At 73.5% G+C, this 17,693-nt stretch carries 8 protein-coding genes and 4 pseudogenes; 7 read left to right on the forward strand and 5 right to left on the reverse strand.

Going from position 1 to position 17,693, the window contains the following annotated elements; translation table 11 throughout:
• Positions 1–6 precede the first annotated feature (6 nt).
• Positions 7–1,743 carry a histidine kinase gene (locus KGS77_RS21215; protein WP_242584231.1) on the forward strand — a complete coding sequence of 579 codons (1,737 nt, stop codon included), beginning with the start codon at positions 7–9 and terminating at the stop codon, positions 1,741–1,743.
• Here KGS77_RS21215 and KGS77_RS21220 read toward each other — a convergent pair.
• Together KGS77_RS21220 and KGS77_RS21225 are read right to left on the reverse strand one after the other, a co-directional pair.
• Positions 1,724–2,257 (reverse strand): SUKH-3 domain-containing protein, encoded by a 534-nt coding sequence (locus KGS77_RS21220; protein WP_242584233.1) that lies wholly within the window; start codon positions 2,255–2,257, stop codon positions 1,724–1,726. The two genes, KGS77_RS21215 and KGS77_RS21220, sit on opposite strands and share 20 nt — an antisense overlap.
• A 37-nt stretch (positions 2,258–2,294) precedes the next feature.
• Positions 2,295–2,804: a YwqJ-related putative deaminase gene (locus KGS77_RS21225; protein WP_242584235.1), complete on the reverse strand. Its 510-nt coding sequence runs from the start codon at positions 2,802–2,804 to the stop codon at positions 2,295–2,297.
• A 435-nt stretch (positions 2,805–3,239) separates the two neighbouring features.
• Between KGS77_RS21225 and KGS77_RS21230 the strand changes: the two genes are divergently transcribed.
• The 4 genes and pseudogenes from KGS77_RS21230 (at position 3,240) to KGS77_RS21245 (ending at position 9,876) form a co-directional block, all read left to right on the forward strand.
• Entirely contained in the window at positions 3,240–4,247 is a 1,008-nt protein-coding gene (locus KGS77_RS21230) for an HNH endonuclease (protein ID WP_242584237.1), read from the forward strand.
• A 6-nt stretch (positions 4,248–4,253) separates the two neighbouring features.
• Positions 4,254–7,257, forward strand: a pseudogene (locus tag KGS77_RS21235) (SUKH-4 family immunity protein).
• Positions 7,258–7,725: 468 nt separating this feature from the next.
• Positions 7,726–8,646: an LCP family protein gene (locus KGS77_RS21240; protein WP_242587600.1), complete on the forward strand. Its 921-nt coding sequence runs from the start codon at positions 7,726–7,728 to the stop codon at positions 8,644–8,646.
• Positions 8,647–8,754: 108 nt separating this feature from the next.
• On the forward strand, positions 8,755–9,876 hold the full coding sequence (locus KGS77_RS21245; RefSeq protein ID WP_347404515.1) for a cellulose-binding protein: 1,122 nt from the start codon (positions 8,755–8,757) through the stop codon (positions 9,874–9,876).
• A 28-nt stretch (positions 9,877–9,904) separates the two neighbouring features.
• Here the strand turns inward: KGS77_RS21245 and KGS77_RS21250 are convergent.
• Positions 9,905–11,580: pseudogene (locus tag KGS77_RS21250) on the reverse strand (MDR family MFS transporter).
• A gap of 595 nt (positions 11,581–12,175) precedes the next feature.
• Here KGS77_RS21250 and KGS77_RS21255 point away from each other — a divergent pair.
• Both KGS77_RS21255 and mfd read left to right on the forward strand, forming a co-directional pair.
• Positions 12,176–13,235: pseudogene (locus tag KGS77_RS21255) on the forward strand (transcription-repair coupling factor); the annotation flags it as partial.
• 238 nt (positions 13,236–13,473) lie between these two features.
• Positions 13,474–15,519, forward strand: a pseudogene (mfd, locus tag KGS77_RS21265) (transcription-repair coupling factor); the annotation flags it as partial.
• Between the two features lie 67 nt (positions 15,520–15,586).
• Here the strand turns inward: mfd and cpt are convergent.
• Positions 15,587–16,168, reverse strand: coding sequence for a chloramphenicol phosphotransferase CPT (cpt, locus tag KGS77_RS21270; protein ID WP_242584239.1), 582 nt, complete (start codon positions 16,166–16,168; stop codon positions 15,587–15,589).
• Positions 16,169–16,186: 18 nt separating this feature from the next.
• A complete protein-coding gene (locus KGS77_RS21275) occupies positions 16,187–17,647 on the reverse strand; it encodes a DUF2079 domain-containing protein (protein WP_242584241.1) in 1,461 nt (486 codons plus the stop codon).
• Positions 17,648–17,693: the final 46 nt, after the last annotated feature.

Below are 17,693 nucleotides of genomic sequence, written 5' to 3' on the forward strand. Positions count from 1 at the left end.
GTCGGTATGAGCGCAACGGGGGCAATCGACGGAACGGGTGCGAGGGGCGCGCCCGGCGGTGGACCGTGGTGGTGGGAGCGGCGGCGCAGCGCGGTGCTGGACGTCTGCCTCGCGCTCGCCTCGACGGCGGAGTGCCTGTCGGAGGGCGCGGATTTCGCGGGCAAGGCAGGGCTGCCGACGGCGCTGGGGCTCGTGCTGGGCCTGCTCGTGGGCCCGGTGCTGCTGATGCGGCGGCGCTGGCCGATCGCGGTGGTGCTGGTCGCGATCGCGGTGACCCCGGCGCAGATGGGTGTGCTGCTGAGCGGCATCGGATTGTATTCGCTGGCGGCTTCGGACGTGCCGCGGCGGATCATCGGTCTGCTGTCGGGGATGTCGGTGGTCGGCACGTTGATCATCGCGTTCGTCACGCTGCGGCAGCACGTGGGTGCGGAGCCGGATTTCAATCCTCCGCAGTGGTTCGTGCCGGTCATGGCGGTGGCGGTGGGGCTGGTGGCCACGGCGCCGCCGGTGCTGTGGGGTCTTTACATAGGCGCTCGGCGCCGGCTGGTGGAGAGCCTGCGGGAGCGGGCGGACGGGCTGGAGCGGGAGCTGTCGCTGCTGGCGGACCGGGCCGAGGAGCGGGCGGAGTGGGCCCGTAACGAGGAGCGCACGCGGATCGCGCGCGAGATGCACGACGTGGTGGCGCACCGGGTGAGTCTGATGGTGGTGCATGCGGCGGCGTTGCAGGCGGTGGCGTTGAAGGATCCGCACAAGGCGTCGAAGAACGCGGCGCTGGTGGGGGACATGGGGCGGCAGGCGCTGACGGAGCTGCGGGAGATGCTGGGGGTGCTGCGGACGGCGGAGGGCGGTTCGGCGCGTACGGCGCCGCCGTCGGACGAGCCGGAGCGGCTGGCGGCGGTGGCGGCCAGGGTCAAGGCGGCACCGGCGGGGGCGTCGGCGGCGTCATCGGCGTCGGGGCGGGCGCCCGCGCAGGGGGTGCGGACGGCCGCGCGGTCGGGGGAGCCGGGGGCCGGGGCCGGTCCGGTCTCCGGGCCGGGTGCGGTGGCTGTGGTGGCCGTGGGGGTGGATCAGGACGCGGAAGGGCCGTATCTGGCCGAGTTGGGGGAGCTTGTCGGGCAGTCCCGGGCGGCCGGGATGGCGGTGGAGCTGTTGGTGGAGGGTGAGGCGCGCGCCTGTCCGCCGGGGGTGGAGCAGACCGCGTACCGGGTGGTGCAGGAGGCGCTGACGAATGTGCACAAGCACGCTCCGGGCGCGTGGGCGCGGGTGCGGCTGGCGCACCGGCCGGGTGAGGTCGCCGTACAGGTGGAGAACGGTCCGTCGGCGCGTGGTGCGGCGGATGTGGGGCTGCCCAGCGGCGGGAACGGTCTGGTGGGGATGCGTGAGCGGGTGACCGGGCTCGGCGGGGTGTTCGTGTCGGGGCCGACGGAGGCGGGGGGTTTCCGGGTGTCGGCGGTGCTGCCGGGCCGTACGGAGGCGGAGTCTGGAGAGTTGCAGCCCGGGGAGTTGGAACGTACGGCTCCGGAACGTACGGCCGCGGAGCGTACGGCCGCGGCTCCTGTGGACGCGGACTCGGCTCGTACGGATTCAGCGCCTATGGGTTCGAACCACACGGATTCGGTGCGTACGGGGCAGGACGGGAACGAATCGGTCGACGGTCTTATCCCGTCCCCCGGCCCCGCCAGTTCCCCCGGTCCTGCCGATTCCGCCCGTTCCGCCGGCCCCGTCAGCCGGGTGTCGCGCTGAGCCGGGCCGGCCGGCCGCCCAGGACGAGTGTGCCCAGGGCCTGGTCGAGGTCGTGTCCCAGGAACCAGTCCCCGGTGTGGTCGAGGCTGTAGACCCGGCCTTCGGTGTCGATGGCGAGTACGGCCTGTCCGCCGGTCTCCTGTCCGAGCGGGGCGACGTCCGTCTCCAGGGCGCGCCCGAGGTCGCCGAGTGTGCGGGCGAGGTGCAGGCCGTGCAGCGGGTCGACGGTGAAGGGGGTGGGGGCGATGTGCCGTCCGGGACCGGTGGGGACGATGTCCAGGCCGCCGAATTCGGCCCAGGCTTCGACGGCGGCGGGGAAGACGGTGTGCCGGTGCCCGGCGGGGGAGGCGTGGGCGCGCAGGGCGTCGGCCCAGCGTTCGGCCTGTTTGATGTCCCAGCGGCCGGGGCGCCAGCCGGCGTCGCGCAGCGCGGCGTCGACGGCGACGGGGAAGCGGGTGGCCGAGGTGCGGTCGTAGGAGTCGTAGGACGGGGCGGTGGGGGCGGTGGGGGGCATGGTCGTGGTCAGTTCCCTGTTTTCCCTGTCGGTTACGTCAGTTCCCTGCGGGTGTGCCGATGGGCATGACGCCGAAGAAGGCGAGGAGCGCGTCGCAGGAGCGGCAGGGCGGGGCGTAGCTGCCGTGCCGGGGGTCGCCGTCCTCGCGGATGTGCCGTGCGGTGATTTTCGAGTGCTTCAGGGAGCGGCGGGCCTCACCGTTGGTCAGCGGCTTGCGGGAGGCGCGTTTGCCGCGGTTGGCCTCGACGGCGGTCAGGTGCCGGGAGAGCAGTACGGCTTCGGGGCAGCGGCCGGTGAAGCGTTCGCGCTGGGCGGTGGGGAGGGTGTCCAGGAAGTCCTGGACGAGGGGGTGGAGGGCCGGGGGCTGTTCGGCTTTGCTCGCGGTGCTGGTGAGGGTCTTGCCGCGTACGGAGAGGGCGGCGCCGACGGTGGGGAGGATGCCGTCGCGGCGGTGGAGCAGGGCGGGCGGCCGGTCGTCGCCCGCGGTGCCGCTCCAGCCGACGCGGGGGTCTCCGGTGGCGGTGGACTGGTCAGTGGTCGTGTGCATGGTCGCGCTTTCCCTCCCCGTGTCCCCGAGTCGCTGGGGTCCCCCGACAAGGGTAGGGGGAGGCTCAGCCTGCCAAATGTGCCGGGTGTCGCGGAAGTCGGGTGTGCTGTCAGGGACGTCACGGTCGTGAGTGTTCTGTTCCCGGTGACGCGGGGCGGGATGCGGCGTGCGGGCGTGAGCCGGCGGCGGCGCGGTTGACGCGCGGCGGTGGTGCGGTGGCGGTGTGATGGCGGCGCGGCGGTGGTGCGGCGGTTCGGCGGGAGGGGGGTACGGGGCCGGGGCGGTGCGCCGGTACGGCGTCGTACGCGTCCAAAGCCGCCGCCCCCGGTGTCGCCCGGGCGCCGGCCCGGTACCGCGGTACGGAGCTTGGCCAGCCCTGTTGCGGCACGGCATAGGCTGTGCGCAGTAGCCAGATTCAGCCAGGGGGCAACCGCCATGACGACAGGTCCGACAGGGCTGGGGGCACCTCCCAGCCGCCAGGCCGGGGGACATGCCGCGCCGCCGAACTCGGCCTACGCCGGTCAGGCCGTGCATTTCCCGGACCCGGTCCGGGCCGCACGCCATCCCAGGGGCGTACGGGTGGACGCCGACGGTTTTCCGGACTTCTCGCCGTACGCGCGGGCGGCGGCCGAGATCGCGGAGCCCCCGGAGGGCTTCGGCATCGATGAGCTGCGGCTGACGGATTACGTCTCGGCCAACGCGGCGCTGCACGCGCAGGGGCACGAGCTGTGGGAGGACGTGCCGCCGGTGGCCACGCCGCACGGCTGGACCTGGCACCACGTGGCGGGTACGCGGCGTATGGAGCTGGTGCCGGTCGAGGTCAAGGCGCTGTTGCGGCATCACGGCGGGCTGGCGACGGCGGCCGTGGAGCACGACAAGCGCGGTACGCGGCCCTTGCAGGAGACCCGGCCGGCGCATTTCGGGCTGCCGCACCGGGACGTGTCGGTGCCGGAGGAGCAGGTGGCGCAGGCGGAGGAGGCGCTGGGGTACCGGCTGCCGGGCGCGTACCGCTCCTTTTTGAAGGCGGCGGGCGGGTGCGCGCCGGTGGGCGCGGCGCTCGACGCGGAGCTGGGGCTGCTGGTGGACCAGCCGTTCTTCACGGTGCGGGACGAGGCGGCGGTCAACGATCTGGTGTACGTCAACAAGTGTCTGCGGGACCACTTCACCAAGGACTACCTGGGTGTGGGGTTCGTGCAGGGCGGCGTGCTCGCGGTGAAGGTCAGGGGCGAGGCGGTCGGGTCGGTCTGGTTCTGCCCGTACGACGACGCCCGTGACCGGGACGGCTGGACGGTCCAGGAGCGGGTGGAGCGGCTGCTGTTGCCGTGCGGCGAGGACTTCGACGACTTCCTCCTGCGGCTGGCGGGCAATCCGCCGGAGCTGGAGACGGTGGCGAACTTGATGGTGGACGGCGGCTTCGCGCGCGCCGTTCCGGTGGAGGGGTGAGGCGCGGTGGTGACGTTCGCGCAGGCGCAGGAGCGTGCGGAGCGCTGGATCAACGGCGATGTGCCCGCGCCGCTCCACCGTGAGGTGCGGGTACGGGAATTCGACCTGGGCTTCGTGGCCTGGGCGGAGGACCGCGAGGACGGGCCGGCGACGGGCTCGGCATCCGATGAACAAGGTCCGGGCCGAGGCGGAGCGCAGCACAGCGGCGGCCGGGTCCGGCTGGTGATCGCGCGGGACAGCGGCGAGACGACGCTGTGGCCGGGGCTTCCGGTGGGTGAGGTCATCCGCCGGTACGAGGAGGAGTACGGCATGGCGCGGGACGCCTCGTACGGGGCGGCCGGGCCGCCGCAGCGCATCGACCTGGAGGCGACGTCCTTCCTGCTGACGCCGCCGGAGTGGCTTCAGGAGGCGGCGGACACGATCGGGCGGGGGGACCGGCTGGCGGTGCGGGACGCGCGAGGGGCCGAGGGGGCCGGGGGCGGATCTCCGGCGGCCGGCGCGGCCGGTGCTGCTGACGCCGGTTCTGACGCCGGTACGGGCGCGAGTACGGGCACGGGTGCCGGTGCGAGTACGGGTGCCGGTGCGGGTGCCGGTGCTGCTCCTGCCGGGCCCCCGGTGTCCGCGGACGCCACCCCTTGGGCCGGTACGGACACCAGCGGGGCCGGTGACGAGGACCGTTCGGTGGGGCTGCCCGCCACGGTCTTCGCGCCGCCGCTCACCGGGTTCGACGAGGAGGACACCCCGCCGCCCCGTGCGCGGGCCGAGGCGAAGACCGAATTCCTCGCGGGCGGCAGCCAGTTGCCGCGTACGACCATCGCGCCGGCGATCGAGGACCCGGCCGCGGGCGGGCCGGGTTCCGCCGGCCCGGGCGGGAGCGTGGCACCGCCGCCCATGCCGCCGGCACCGCCGGGCCCGCCCGCCGCGCGCGGCCTGAACGACCTGCCGCCGCCGTCGGGTCCCCCGGTCGCGGACGTGCCGCCGCCACCCGCCGTGTCCGGCGGTCCGGGCACGCCTGGCCAGGGCGTTCCGGCCGCCCCGCCCGCGCCGCCCCGCGGTGGTGTGCACGCCGCGGCCACCATGCTCGCGGACGGCTCCTCGCTGCCCGGCAACGCGGGCAATACGGGCAACGCCGGTAGTGCGGACGCGACAGGTGCAGGCGCAGGTGCAGGTACCGGCGCAGGCGCGGGGACCCGGCCGGGTACCGCGGGTGGTCCGCCCGTGCCGCCTCCCGGTGTGCCCGGTACGCCGCGCGGTGCGGCGCGTCCGGGTGCCGCAAAGGTCGCCGGCGAGCCGACAGGCCGGGCGTCCGCGCGGGCCGGCGGCCCCGTACCCCCGCCGCCCGCGCCCGCTCCCGCGCCGTCCCCGACCGGCCCCGGTGTTCCGGGCGCGCCGGCCGGCGGGTACGTACCGACGCAGCTCGTCTCGCAGTTGAACCCCGACGAGCTGGACCTCAGCGCCGTGGACGGCCCCGTCACGCCGGACGCCTCCGGCACACCGGACGCGGGTACGGATTCGGGCCCGGGTGTGGACGCAGGCGCCGGTACGGGCCCGGGTACGGGTACGTCGCCAGCTCCCGGAGGCGGTGCTGCGCCGCGCGGCGGTGTGCACGCCGCCGCGACCATGCTGGCCTCCGGTGCCGCGCTGTCCGGTGACGCGGGCGGATCCGGTGGTCCCGGCGGACCCGGTGGCCCCGGCGTTCCCGCGCCGCCCGCTCCGCCCGGCGCGCCCAGGTCCGGCGGTCCGGCGGCCCCGCCGCCTCCCCCGCCCCGCCCGTCGGCGGCCCCGGTGCTTCCCCCGGCCCCGGTGGCTCCGGGGGGCCTGGTGGCGCCGGTGGTCCCGGCGGCCCGGGCCGAGCGGCCGGCGGCGGCGTGCACGCCGCGGCCACCATGCTCGCCTCCGGCGCGATCGGCCCCGGCGGACCGGCCGGCCCCGGCCTGGCACCCCGGCCGCCCCGCCCGGCGTCCCAGGGCCCGGACCCGGCCCCGGTTCCGGCGGGTACGGCTATCCGCAGGCCCCGGCCGGCCAGCCGACCGTGGGCCCCGGCTACATGGCCGTACTGAGCTATCGCGCGCCCGACGGCTCGGAGCAGAAGATCGTCCGCCGCTCCGCGCCCGGCACCCCGCACCCCGAGTGGCAGTTGCTGCACGAGCTGCGCGGCATGAACGTGCCGCCGCAGCAGGTGCTGGAGCTCCACACCGAGCTGGAGTCCTGTGACCTGCCGGGCGGTTACTGCGCCCGTATGGTGCGCGAGACCTGGCCGCAGGTCCGTATCAGCCACACGGCCGCGTACGGGAAGGACCATGCCTCGCGGCAGCGCGGGGTGGGCCATCTCATCGAACACCAAGGGGAGTTGCACCAGGTCGCGGACGGGCCCGCGCGCCCGGCGCCGGTGCGCGCGCCGCTGCCGCACCCCTCCCAGGTGCAGCAGATCCCGCCGGTGCCGCCGCAGGCGATCGGGCAGGAGCTGGAGCAGGCGTTCGGCCCGCAGGGGATCTTCCGTTTCGACCAGCGGGCGGTCTCGCGGCAGGGTGTGCCGGACGTGGTGGCGCAGACCCTGGTGTGGGCCGGTCTGCCGGTCGACTTCGGGCCGTTCTTCTGGGCACAGGCGCAGCCGGGGCGGCCGGTGCCGACACTGGCCGAGCTGGCGTCGGAGCGGCGGGTGCAGCCGGCCGTCGACGCGGGGTCCTACCTGGTCATGGGCAACGACTTCGGCCGGCAGCTCTGTGTCCAGTACGGGACCGCGCACATCGTGGCGGTTCCCTTGGAGGCGGGGCCGGGCGGACAGCCCGTGCCGCCGCAGTTCGTCAACAGCGGACTGCCGGAGTTCGTACGGTCGCTGGCGATGCTGGGCCGGATGTGGCGGCTGCGGTACGGGCTGACGCCGGAGCAGGCGGGGCGCTGGACCGTCGATTTCCAGGCGCAGCTCGTGGCACTGGACCCGCCCGCGCTCGGTTCGCCGGAGACGTGGTGGTCGGTGCTGCTGGAACAGATGTGGGACGGACTGCTGTAGCACCTCGGCGCTGAGGAGTGGCGTACGTCCGCGGCCGGTCACCCGTACGGCCCGGACGTACGCGCCGTGCGTACGGTGCGCCACGAGCATGCCTGTATGGGCCAGCCCCCACCGTCACCCTCACCGCCTTCCGAACCCTCACAGGACCCGGACCCGGTCCCGGCCTGCGCCCCGGACCCGGGCCTGGAACCAGCCGATTCCCCGGAACCGCCCGATTCCCCGGATCCGCCCGATTCTCCGGAACCGGCGGATCCACCGAAATCCGCCGACCCGCCGGAACCGGCCGGCCCACCCGCTCCGCCGCCATCCCCGCCACCGTCCCCGGCCTCCACCACCACCCTCTACCGCGCCCGCCGCCGCCTCTCCCGCCGCACCTGCCATACCTCCCGTACCCCCCGTACAAGGCGTCCCCGGCGCCCCCGCCGCCTCTCCTGGCCCCGGCGCATCCTGCTCGCCCTCCTGACCCTGGTGGTCCTCGTCGCGGCCGGTGGCGCGGCCCTGTACTTCTGGGCCGGGAAGCAGGTGCGGCGCACGGACGCGATCGCCGCCGGCTACTCCGGCCGGCCGTCGCCCGGCAAGGGCACGAACTGGCTGCTGGTCGGTTCGGACAGCCGCAAGGACCTCACCCCCGAGCAGCGGCGGAAGCTGCACGTCGGCAACGACGAGGGGCTGAACACGGACACGATCATGCTGCTGCACCACGGCGGGCACGGTCCGTACCTGGTCAGCCTGCCCCGGGACAGCTACGTGCAGGTGCCCGGCCACGGCAAGGGAAAGATCAACGCGGCGTTCGCGGACGGCGGTCCGCGCCTCCTGACCCGTACGGTGGAGGAGGCGACGGGGCTGCGGGTCGACCACTACGCGGAGGTGGACTTCCCCGGCTTCGTCGCTCTCGTCGACGCGCTGGGCGGGGTGCGGCTGTGTCTGGACAAGCCGTTGAAGGACGAGAAGGCCGGGGCGGACTTCCGGGCCGGCTGTCAGCGGATGGACGGGGTGCGGGCGCTGGCGTACGTACGGTCCCGCTACACCGATCCGGACGGGGACCTGGGGCGGGTCAGGCGTCAGCGGCGGCTCGTCGGCGCGGTGGCGGACGCGATGCTCGGGCCCGGGGTGGTCCTCAATCCCCTCCGGCTCCGGTCGGTGCTGGACGCCGCGCTGTCCGCGGTGACGGTGGACGGCGGTACGGGCGTGGGGGATCTGGTGACGCTGGGCCGGTCGGCGAAGGAGGTCGCCGGCGGTGGCGGGAAAGCGCTGACCGTTCCGGTCGCCAACCCCGGTGTCACCATGGGGGACCTGGGTGATGTCCTGGTCTGGGACGAGCGGGAGGCGCGGCGGCTCTTCGAGGCGCTTCGCGAGGATGGCTCGATTCCGACTTCTGCTAACAATTGACGCATCCTGGAGCATGGGAAGGGACGGAGTGTCGCGTTACAACCGCTTCGCAGCGATCGAGAAAGATGTGCGCGGAAGGGCGTGGCACGTCGGAGAGGGGCTTGAGGGATGAGTGCATCGGTTTCGCCTCATGGGTTCGAGATCGTACGGGGGCGCGGCTACCGGCCGGCGGATGTGGACCGCAGGGTGGAGGGGCTCTCCATCGACCGCGATTCCTGCTGGGAGCGGGCCGCGCGGCTGACGGCGCTCGTCAATGAGATGACGGCCGAGCTCCAGGAGATGCGCGAGTACATAGCGCGTATGTCGCCGCAGACGTACGAGTCCCTGGGTGACCAGGCCCGGCTGATCCTGACCACGGCGGAGTCCGAGGCGGCCAGGCTCCGGGCGGAGGCGCGTCAGGCGGTGGAAGAGGCGCACCGGGCCGCCGAGGAGGACGGCCACGCGGCCCGGGAAGCGGCCGAGCGGGCGTCCCAGCGGCTGCGCGCCGAGGCCGAGGAGTACGCCGGTCAGGTGATCGATGCGGCGCAGGCCGAGGCCGAGCGGCTGCGCGCGGAGGCCGCCGAGGACGCCGAGCGGCTGCGTGCCGAGGCGGACGCGGCGCTCCAGGAGACGGGCCGGCGGGCCGTGGAGATGCTTCAGGACCAGGAGAAGGAGCAGGCCGACCAGTGGGACGCGGCCGGGCGTGAGCTGGCGGAGCGGGAGGCGGAGCTGGAGCGGCGGGTCGCGGAGCTGGACGAACTGGGCCGCGACAAGCTCGCCGAGGCGCGCCGCCGCTTCGCCGAGGCCGAGGAGGCCGCGCGGCACCGGCAGGAGGACTCCGAGGCGCGGGCGGCGGAGCTGATCGCGCAGGGCCGGGTCGAGGCGGAGCGGATCGAGCGGGCCACGGAGCGGACGCTGCGGGAGCACAGTGAGCGGCGCGAGGTGGTGCGGGCCCATATGACGCACGTACGCAATACCTTGGCGGCGCTCACGGGGAAGGACCCGGGCGAGGACGAGGCGGCGGAGCGTACGGCGGATCGGCCGGCGGAGCGTGCGGTGGACGGACCGGCGGAGCGCGGCGCCGGCCGGAGTGCCGATCCGCGCGTCGGCCGGGCGCCGGAGGCGGGCCAGGGAGCCCGCCAGGTGGCGCGGGCCGGCGTGGGATCCAGTGCGGGGGCCGGTACGGGGTCCGGCAACCCGGACAACGAGGACACCCTGGAGACGAAGCTGCCGAAGATCCCGGAGCAGTGACACGACGGCCGCCGCCCCCGCTCCGGGCTCATCCGCCCGTCCCGCCGCCTTCCCGGCCGTCCGTCCGGGGCGTGGGCGTGCCGTCCGTCCGGGCCGTGGGCGTGCCGTCCGTACGGGGCGTGGGCGTGCCGTCCGTACCCTCCGCACCTTCCGTACCCTCCGCACCTTCCGTACGGACGTCCCCGTGCACCGGGAAGCTGCGGGGGGCCAGGAAGAGCAGGACGAGCAGGGCCGCGACGGCCGCCACCACGGCGCCGGTGAAGACGTGGTCGACGGCGGAGTCCACCGCGCGGCGCAGGTAGTCGGCCGCGCGGTCGGTCAGGGCCCCGGCCCGTTCCAGGGCGCGGGAGACGGAGTCGAGGTCACCGGGCAGGCCGGGGCGGATGTCGGTGGGGCGGCGGCCAGGTGCCCCGCCAGGGTGGCGTTGGCGACGGCGCCGAACAGGGCGCCGCCCACGGACTGGCCGACCTGGCGGCAGAAGAGGACCGAGGCGGTGGCGGTGCCGCGCTCCGCATAGCCGACCGAGGACTGCACGCCGATGATCAGGGGGAGCTGGAAGAACCCGAGGGCGGCGCCGAGTGCCAGCATGATCAGGGCGGGCTGCCAGGCGGCGCCGGGGTAGGGCAGCAGCGGGAAGGCGAGCAGCACCAGGCCCGCCGTCCCGATCCCGAGCACCGCGCACATCCGGATGCCGACCCGGTTGTAGAGGTGGCTGCTCAGCGCGGCCGAGACCGGCCAGCTCAGGGTCATCACGGAGAGCACGAATCCGGCCGCGACCGGTCCCAGTCCCAGCACGGACTGTGCGTAGGTGGGCAGGAAGACGGTCGGGGCGACCATCAGGAGACCGAGGGCGCCCAGCGCCAGGTTGACGGAGGAGATCGCGCGGCGGCGCCAGACCCAGCCGGGGATGACGGGGTCGGCGGCCCGCCGCTCGATCAGGACGGTGAGCGCCGCGCACAGCGCGCTGCCGGCGAACAGCCCCAGTGAAGGGGCGGAGAGCCAGGGCCAGGCGACGCCGCCCTGGACGAGGGCGGTCAGCAGCAGGCCGCCGCAGACGAAGACGGCCAGCGCGCCGGGCCAGTCGACGCGCGGCCGAGCCGTACGGGCGGAGTGTGCCCCCTCCTGCGTCCCTGCCGTACGGGCGGAGTGTGCCCCCTTCTGCGCCCCCGCCGTACGGGCGTACTGCGGTGGCTCGTGGAAGTGGCGCAGCACCAGCCACAGGGCCGCCGCCCCGACGGGCAGGTTGACCAGGAAGATCCAGCGCCAGTCCGCGTACGCCGCCAGCAGGCCGCCGAGCGCCGGGCCGGCGACCGCCGAGACGGCCCAGACCGTGGAGAGCCTCGCCTGGATCTTGGGGCGTTCCTTCAGGGGGTAGAGGTCGGCGGCGATGGTCTGGATCGTGCCCTGTATGGCGCCTCCGCCCAGTCCTTGGAGGATGCGGAAGACGATGAGGGAGGCCATGTTCCAGGCGCCCGCGCACAGCAGTGAGCCGGCGAGGAAGACGACGACGCCGGTGACGAGGACGGGTTTGCGGCCGAAGGTGTCGGAGAGTTTGCCGTAGACGGGGAGGGTGACGGTGACGGCCAGCAGGTAGCCGGAGAAGAGCCAGGAGAAGACGGAGAAACCGCCGAGGTCGCCGACGATCTGGGGGACGGCGGTGGCGATGATGGTGGAGTCCAGGGCGGCGAGCGCCATCCCGAGCATGAGGGCGGCGACGACGGGCCCGCGCCGGCCGCTCACCTGCCGGCCCCTGCCCCCGTTCTCACGTAAACCACCGTCCTGCCCGTCCCCGCCCATCCGACCGCCTGCCCCCTTACCTATGTGACCGCCTGTCCCCTCACCGATGTGACCGCCTGTCCCCTCCGCGTTGTCGCCGTCCGGCTCCCGCCCTCTGCCCGTCCTGCCCGCGCGGTCCACTGATCCACTGCCCCCTCGGCCGTTCCGTGTATCAGACACCATTCCACGCGGGGCACGGCCGCGAAACGGCCGGACCCGAGCGCGTACCCCGCCCGGTGTGGGGCGTGGGTGCTCGTGTGGGGCGCGGCTGTCAGTGGGGAGTCGTACCCTTGGGAAATCCGGCCCGACGGGCCCCTGGGCGCTGCCGCAGGAGTGTCGGGCTGTTCGCGTTGACGAAATCCACTTCAACTCGACCGGCCGAAGTACACCTGACACCTGCACACACCCGCACCTCCACCCGCACACACGACCTGGACCGAGATCCAGACCCCGACCGAATCCGACTGACTCCGACCGAATCCGACCAACTGCACTAGCCTCACTGGGGACGGAAGCCTTTTTCATGAGCCTGACTGGTCTGCTCGACGCCGTCGTACGGGACCCGGCGCTCGCCGAAGCCGTGAAGGCCGCGGCCGACGGCAACCGGCCGCAGCTCGATCTCGTGGGCCCCCCGGCCGCCCGGCCCTTCACGGTGGCCGCGCTGGCCCGTGGTCCGCGGACCGTGCTGGCCGTGACCGCCACCGGCCGGGAGGCCGAGGACCTGGCCGCTGCGCTGCGTTCGCTGATGCCGGCGGGCCAGGAGGACGCGGTCGTGGAGTTCCCGTCCTGGGAGACGCTGCCGCACGAGAGGCTCTCGCCGCGCTCGGACACCGTCGGCCGGCGGCTGGCGGTGCTGCGCCGGCTCACCCACCCCAGTGCCGACGACCCGGCCTCGGGCCCGGTCTCGGTCGTCGTCGCGCCCGTACGGTCCGTACTCCAGCCGCAGGTCAAGGGGCTGGGGGAGCTGGAGCCGGTCAGTCTGCGCAGCGGTCAGAGCGCCGATCTGGGGGAGGTCGTGGACGCCTTGGCGGCAGCCGCGTACGCCCGGGTCGAACTGGTCGAGAAGCGTGGCGAGTTCGCGGTGCGCGGCGGCATCCTGGACGTGTTCCCGCCGACCGAGGAGCACCCGCTGCGGGTGGAGTTCTGGGGCGACGAGGTCGAGGAGATCCGGTACTTCAAGGTCGCCGACCAGCGGTCGCTGGAGGTGGCCGAGCACGGCCTGTGGGCGCCGCCGTGCCGTGAGCTGCTGCTGACCGATGACGTACGGGAGCGGGCCGCGGCGCTGGCCGAGGAGCACCCGGAGCTGGGCGAACTGCTGGGCAAGATCGCCGAAGGCATCGCGGTGGAGGGCATGGAGTCCCTGGCCCCGGTGCTGGTGGACGACATGGAGCTGCTGCTGGACGTGCTGCCCGAGGGCAGCATGACGGTGGTCTGCGACCCGGAGCGGGTCCGTACGCGCGCCGCCGATCTGGTCGCCACCGCGGAGGAGTTCCTCCAGGCGTCCTGGGCGGCGAGCGCGGGCGGCGGCCAGGCGCCGATCGATGTGGGCGCGGCGTGAGCTGTGGGGCATCGCGGACGTCCGAGGACCGATCTGACCGGTCAGCGCACCGCCAGCAAGGAGCTGGCCGGATGCCGGCCCGCCGCCGCAAGACGATCGACCCGCTGACTCTCCAGGCGGGCGACTTCATCGTCCATGAGCAGCACGGCGTGGGCCGCTACATCGAGATGGTGCAGCGTACGGTCCAGGGCGCGACCCGCGAGTACCTGCTGGTGGAGTACGCGCCGGCCAAGCGCGGCCAGCCCGGTGACCGGCTCTACATCCCGCTGACTCTCCAGGCGGGCGACTTCATCGTCCATGAGCAGCACGGCGTGGGCCGCTACATCGAGATGGTGCAGCGTACGGTCCAGGGCGCGACCCGCGAGTACCTGCTGGTGGAGTACGCGCCGGCCAAGCGCGGCCAGCCCGGTGACCGGCTCTACATCCCCACCGACCAGTTGGAGCAGGTCACCAAGTACGTGGGCGGTGAGGCGCCGACGCTGCACCGGCTCGGCGGCGCGGACTGGACCAAGACCAAGGCGCGGGCCAAGAAGGCCGTCAAGGAGATCGCCGCCGACCTGATCAAGCTGTACTCGGCGCGGATGGCGGCCCCCGGCCACTCCTTCGGCCCGGACACCCCCTGGCAGCGCGAGCTGGAGGACGCCTTCCCGTACGCCGAGACCCCCGACCAGCTCACCACGATCGCCGAGGTCAAGGAGGACATGGAGAAGTCGGTCCCGATGGACCGGCTGATCTGCGGCGACGTGGGTTACGGCAAGACGGAGATCGCGGTCCGTGCCGCCTTCAAGGCCGTACAGGACGGCAAGCAGGTCGCGGTCCTGGTGCCCACGACCCTCCTGGTGCAGCAGCACTACGGCACGTTCACCGAGCGGTACGGCCAGTTCCCGGTCGTCGTCAAGGCGCTGTCCCGCTTCCAGACCGACACCGAGGCCAAGGCGGTCCTGGAGGGCCTCAAGGACGGCTCGGTCGACCTGGTCATCGGCACCCACCGGCTGTTCTCCTCCGAGACCAAATTCAAGGACCTGGGCCTGGTCATCGTGGACGAGGAGCAGCGATTCGGCGTGGAGCACAAGGAGCAGCTCAAGAAGCTGCGTGCGAACGTGGACGTGCTGACCATGTCGGCCACGCCCATTCCCCGTACGCTCGAAATGGCGGTGACCGGCATCCGCGAGATGTCCACGATCACCACCCCGCCCGAGGAGCGGCACCCGGTCCTGACGTTCGTCGGGCCGTACGAGCAGAAGCAGATCGGCGCCGCCATCCGCCGTGAACTGCTGCGCGAGGGGCAGGTCTTCTACATCCACAACCGGGTGGAGTCCATCGACCGGGCCGCGGCCCGGCTGCGGGAGATCGTGCCCGAGGCGCGCATCCAGACCGCGCACGGCCAGATGGGCGAATCCGCCCTGGAGCAGGTCGTGGTGGACTTCTGGGAGAAGAAGTTCGACGTGCTGGTCTCCACCACGATCGTGGAGTCGGGCATCGACATCTCCAACGCCAACACCCTCATCGTCGAGCGCGGTGACAACTTCGGTCTCTCCCAGCTCCACCAGTTGCGCGGCCGGGTGGGCCGCGGCCGGGAGCGGGGCTACGCCTACTTCCTCTACCCGCCGGAGAAGCCGCTGACGGAGACCGCCCACGAGCGGCTGGCGACCATCGCCCAGCACACCGAAATGGGCGCGGGCATGTATGTGGCCATGAAGGACCTGGAGATCCGCGGCGCGGGCAACCTCCTGGGCGGCGAGCAGTCCGGCCATATCGCGGGCGTCGGTTTCGATCTGTACGTACGGATGGTGGGCGAGGCGGTCGCGGACTACCGGGCCTCCCTGGAAGGCGGCGCGGAGGAGGAGCCGCCGATGGAGGTCAAGATCGAACTCCCGGTGGACGCGCATGTCCCGCACGACTACGCACCGGGCGAGCGGCTGCGCCTCCAGGCGTACCGGGCGATCGCCTCGGCCGCCTCGGAGGAGGACATCAAGGCCGTACGGGAGGAGCTGACCGACCGCTACGGCAAGCTGCCCGAGCCGGTGGAGAACCTGCTGCTTGTCGCCGGCCTGCGGATGCTGGCCCGCTCCTGCGGCGTCGCGGACATCACCCTCCAGGGCTCCAACGTCCGCTTCGGGCCGGTGGAACTGCGCGAGTCCCAGGAACTGCGCCTCAAGCGCCTGTACCCGCGTACGGTCCTCAAGCCGGCCACCCACCAGATCCTGGTGCCGCGCCCGACGACCGGGAAGATCGGCGGGAAGCCGCTGGTGGGCCGGGAACTGCTGGCGTGGGTGGGCGAATTCCTCACCACGATCCTGGGCTCGTAAAACCAGCCCGGTTCAGAGCAAAGGAACCACCGTCCCGCTCACCCCACCCACTCCATCCCACCTCACCTCACCTCACCTGCGCCGCGACGTACCGGGCGCAGGTGAGCGGGTCGGCGCTGCCGGTGTCCACCTCGATGTCGTACCTGACGCCTTCGTGAACCGAGTGCGCCTGCCCGGCGGCCATCCCCGCCACCCGGTCCCCGCGGGCGGCCTCGCGGGCCGCGGCGACCGCCGGGTCGCAGCGCACGCCCACCCACAGCACGTTGAGCCCGCCGAGCGCGGCCAGCCAGCGCTCCTGTGAGGCACGGCCGCCGAGGAACACCTCGTCCACGATGACGCCGGTGCCGGCCCGCGCCATCGCGGCAACGCCCCTGATCCAGCCGTCCTCCAGCGCCCGGAAGACCGGACCCACGCCGACACTGCCGTCGGGCGCGATGTCCAGCCCGCCCGCGCCGGCTTCCCCGTTGCGCAGGGCGGCGGGCAGGGCCTCGGCGAACGTGTCGGTGCCCAGCGTCAGCCAGGGGCGGGGCAGCAGGTCCTGGAGGCACCGGGCCAGTGTGGAACAGCCGGAGCTGGAGCCACCGTTGAGGACGATCAGATCGGTACGGTCCGCGGGCGTGCCGGGGGCCGGGCGCGGGATCTCGGTCACCGCGCCACGCTAAGCAATTCAGCGCGCGGTTGTCTTCTTGAATACGACGAGGTCCGTGGCGGCTCCCAGCGGGGCGTAGGCGGCCCGGGGGTGGCGGGCGGTCACCTCGGCCAGGGTCTGTTCCGGCGTACGGCCGTCGTGCAACTGCACCGTGACGTAGTCCGGGTCGATGCCGCGGGTGTCGCCGGTCCACAGGACGCGGGTCCGGCCGGCGAGGCGGCTGATCGAGCGCAGGTCGGCTTCGACGGTCGCGCCGTCGGGAATGCGTGCCAGCAGGCGAGTGACGGCCGGGACCGCGCGCGGCACGCGGTAGGTGGCGGGTTCGGTGAGGCGGCCCAGCGGCAGTGCGGTGCTCAGCGCCAGCGCCGCGGCCAGCACCGCGACGGGGAGGTGGTGGGCGTATGAGCGCAGCCAGGGGCGGGCGGCGGTGCGGGCTTCGGGGAGCGCGTCGACCAGGGCGAGCATGACGACCGGCATCAGGACGGCGTTGTAGTGCCAGTCGGTGCCCCAGTAGTGCGGGTCGTGGGAGATCAGGCGCCAGCCGACGGTGGGCAGCGCGACGAGCAGCAGCGGCGAGCGCAGCGCGAGCAGACCGCTGGTGGGCAGCAGGATCCACAGCAGGGTGCGGACCGCGGTGTCCAGGGGAATGGCGGCGGACGGCCCGTCGTCGCCGAGCTTGGCCCAGTAGTCGTACGAGCCGGAGCCGTTGAAGGCGGGGATGATCAGGCCGAGGGTCACGGCGGCGGCGGTGACACCGAACGCCACCAGGCCGATGGCCGGCGGCACGGCCCGGCGGGCCCGTACGAGAACCACCACACCGATCGCCGCGGCCGTCACCCCCAGATCCTCCTTGACCAGGACCAGGGGCGCCGCCCACCCCACCGCCGCGGTCCAGCGCCGCCGCACCACCGCTTCGAGGGAGAAGGCGATCAGCGGCACCGCGAAGGCGATCTCGTGGAAGTCGAAGTCGGCGGCCTTCTGCAGTCCCCACGACAGGCCGTAGGCGAAGCCGACGGCCAGCCCCCGGCCGCGCCCCAGGACATGGGCGGCGACCCGGGTCACCGGCAGCGTGGACAGCGCGAACAGGGCGGACTGCGCGACGAGAAGGGTGACAGGAGAGGGGAAAAGCCGGTAGAACGGGGCGAGCAGCATCAGGACAGGGCTGAAGTGGTCGCCCAGGATGTTGGTGCCGGGCCCCTTGAGGTCCACTATGGGGGCCCGCAGATGCGCGTAGCCCCGTATGGCCTGTTCGAATATCCCCAGGTCCCAGGACATGGTGGCCATCGACCGCCAGCGGGCCACCGAGACGACGGTGAACAGGACGAAGAACAGCGCCGCGGTCCAGTACGGGTCGAGGCGGGGCCGGCTCAGGGCACCGGCCCGGCGGCGGAGGCGGCCGGCCGCCGAGGGGAGCTTGGCGGCGACGGCGGGCCGTGCCGTGATCTCCTCGCCCGCCGCGGTCGCTGCGGCCGTGTCCATGCGCGTCCTTACTCTCAACTTCCGAAAAGATACTCGAAGCCGTCGA

Source organism: Streptomyces sp. MST-110588, assembly GCF_022695595.1.
Classification (GTDB): Bacteria; Actinomycetota; Actinomycetes; order Streptomycetales; family Streptomycetaceae; genus Streptomyces.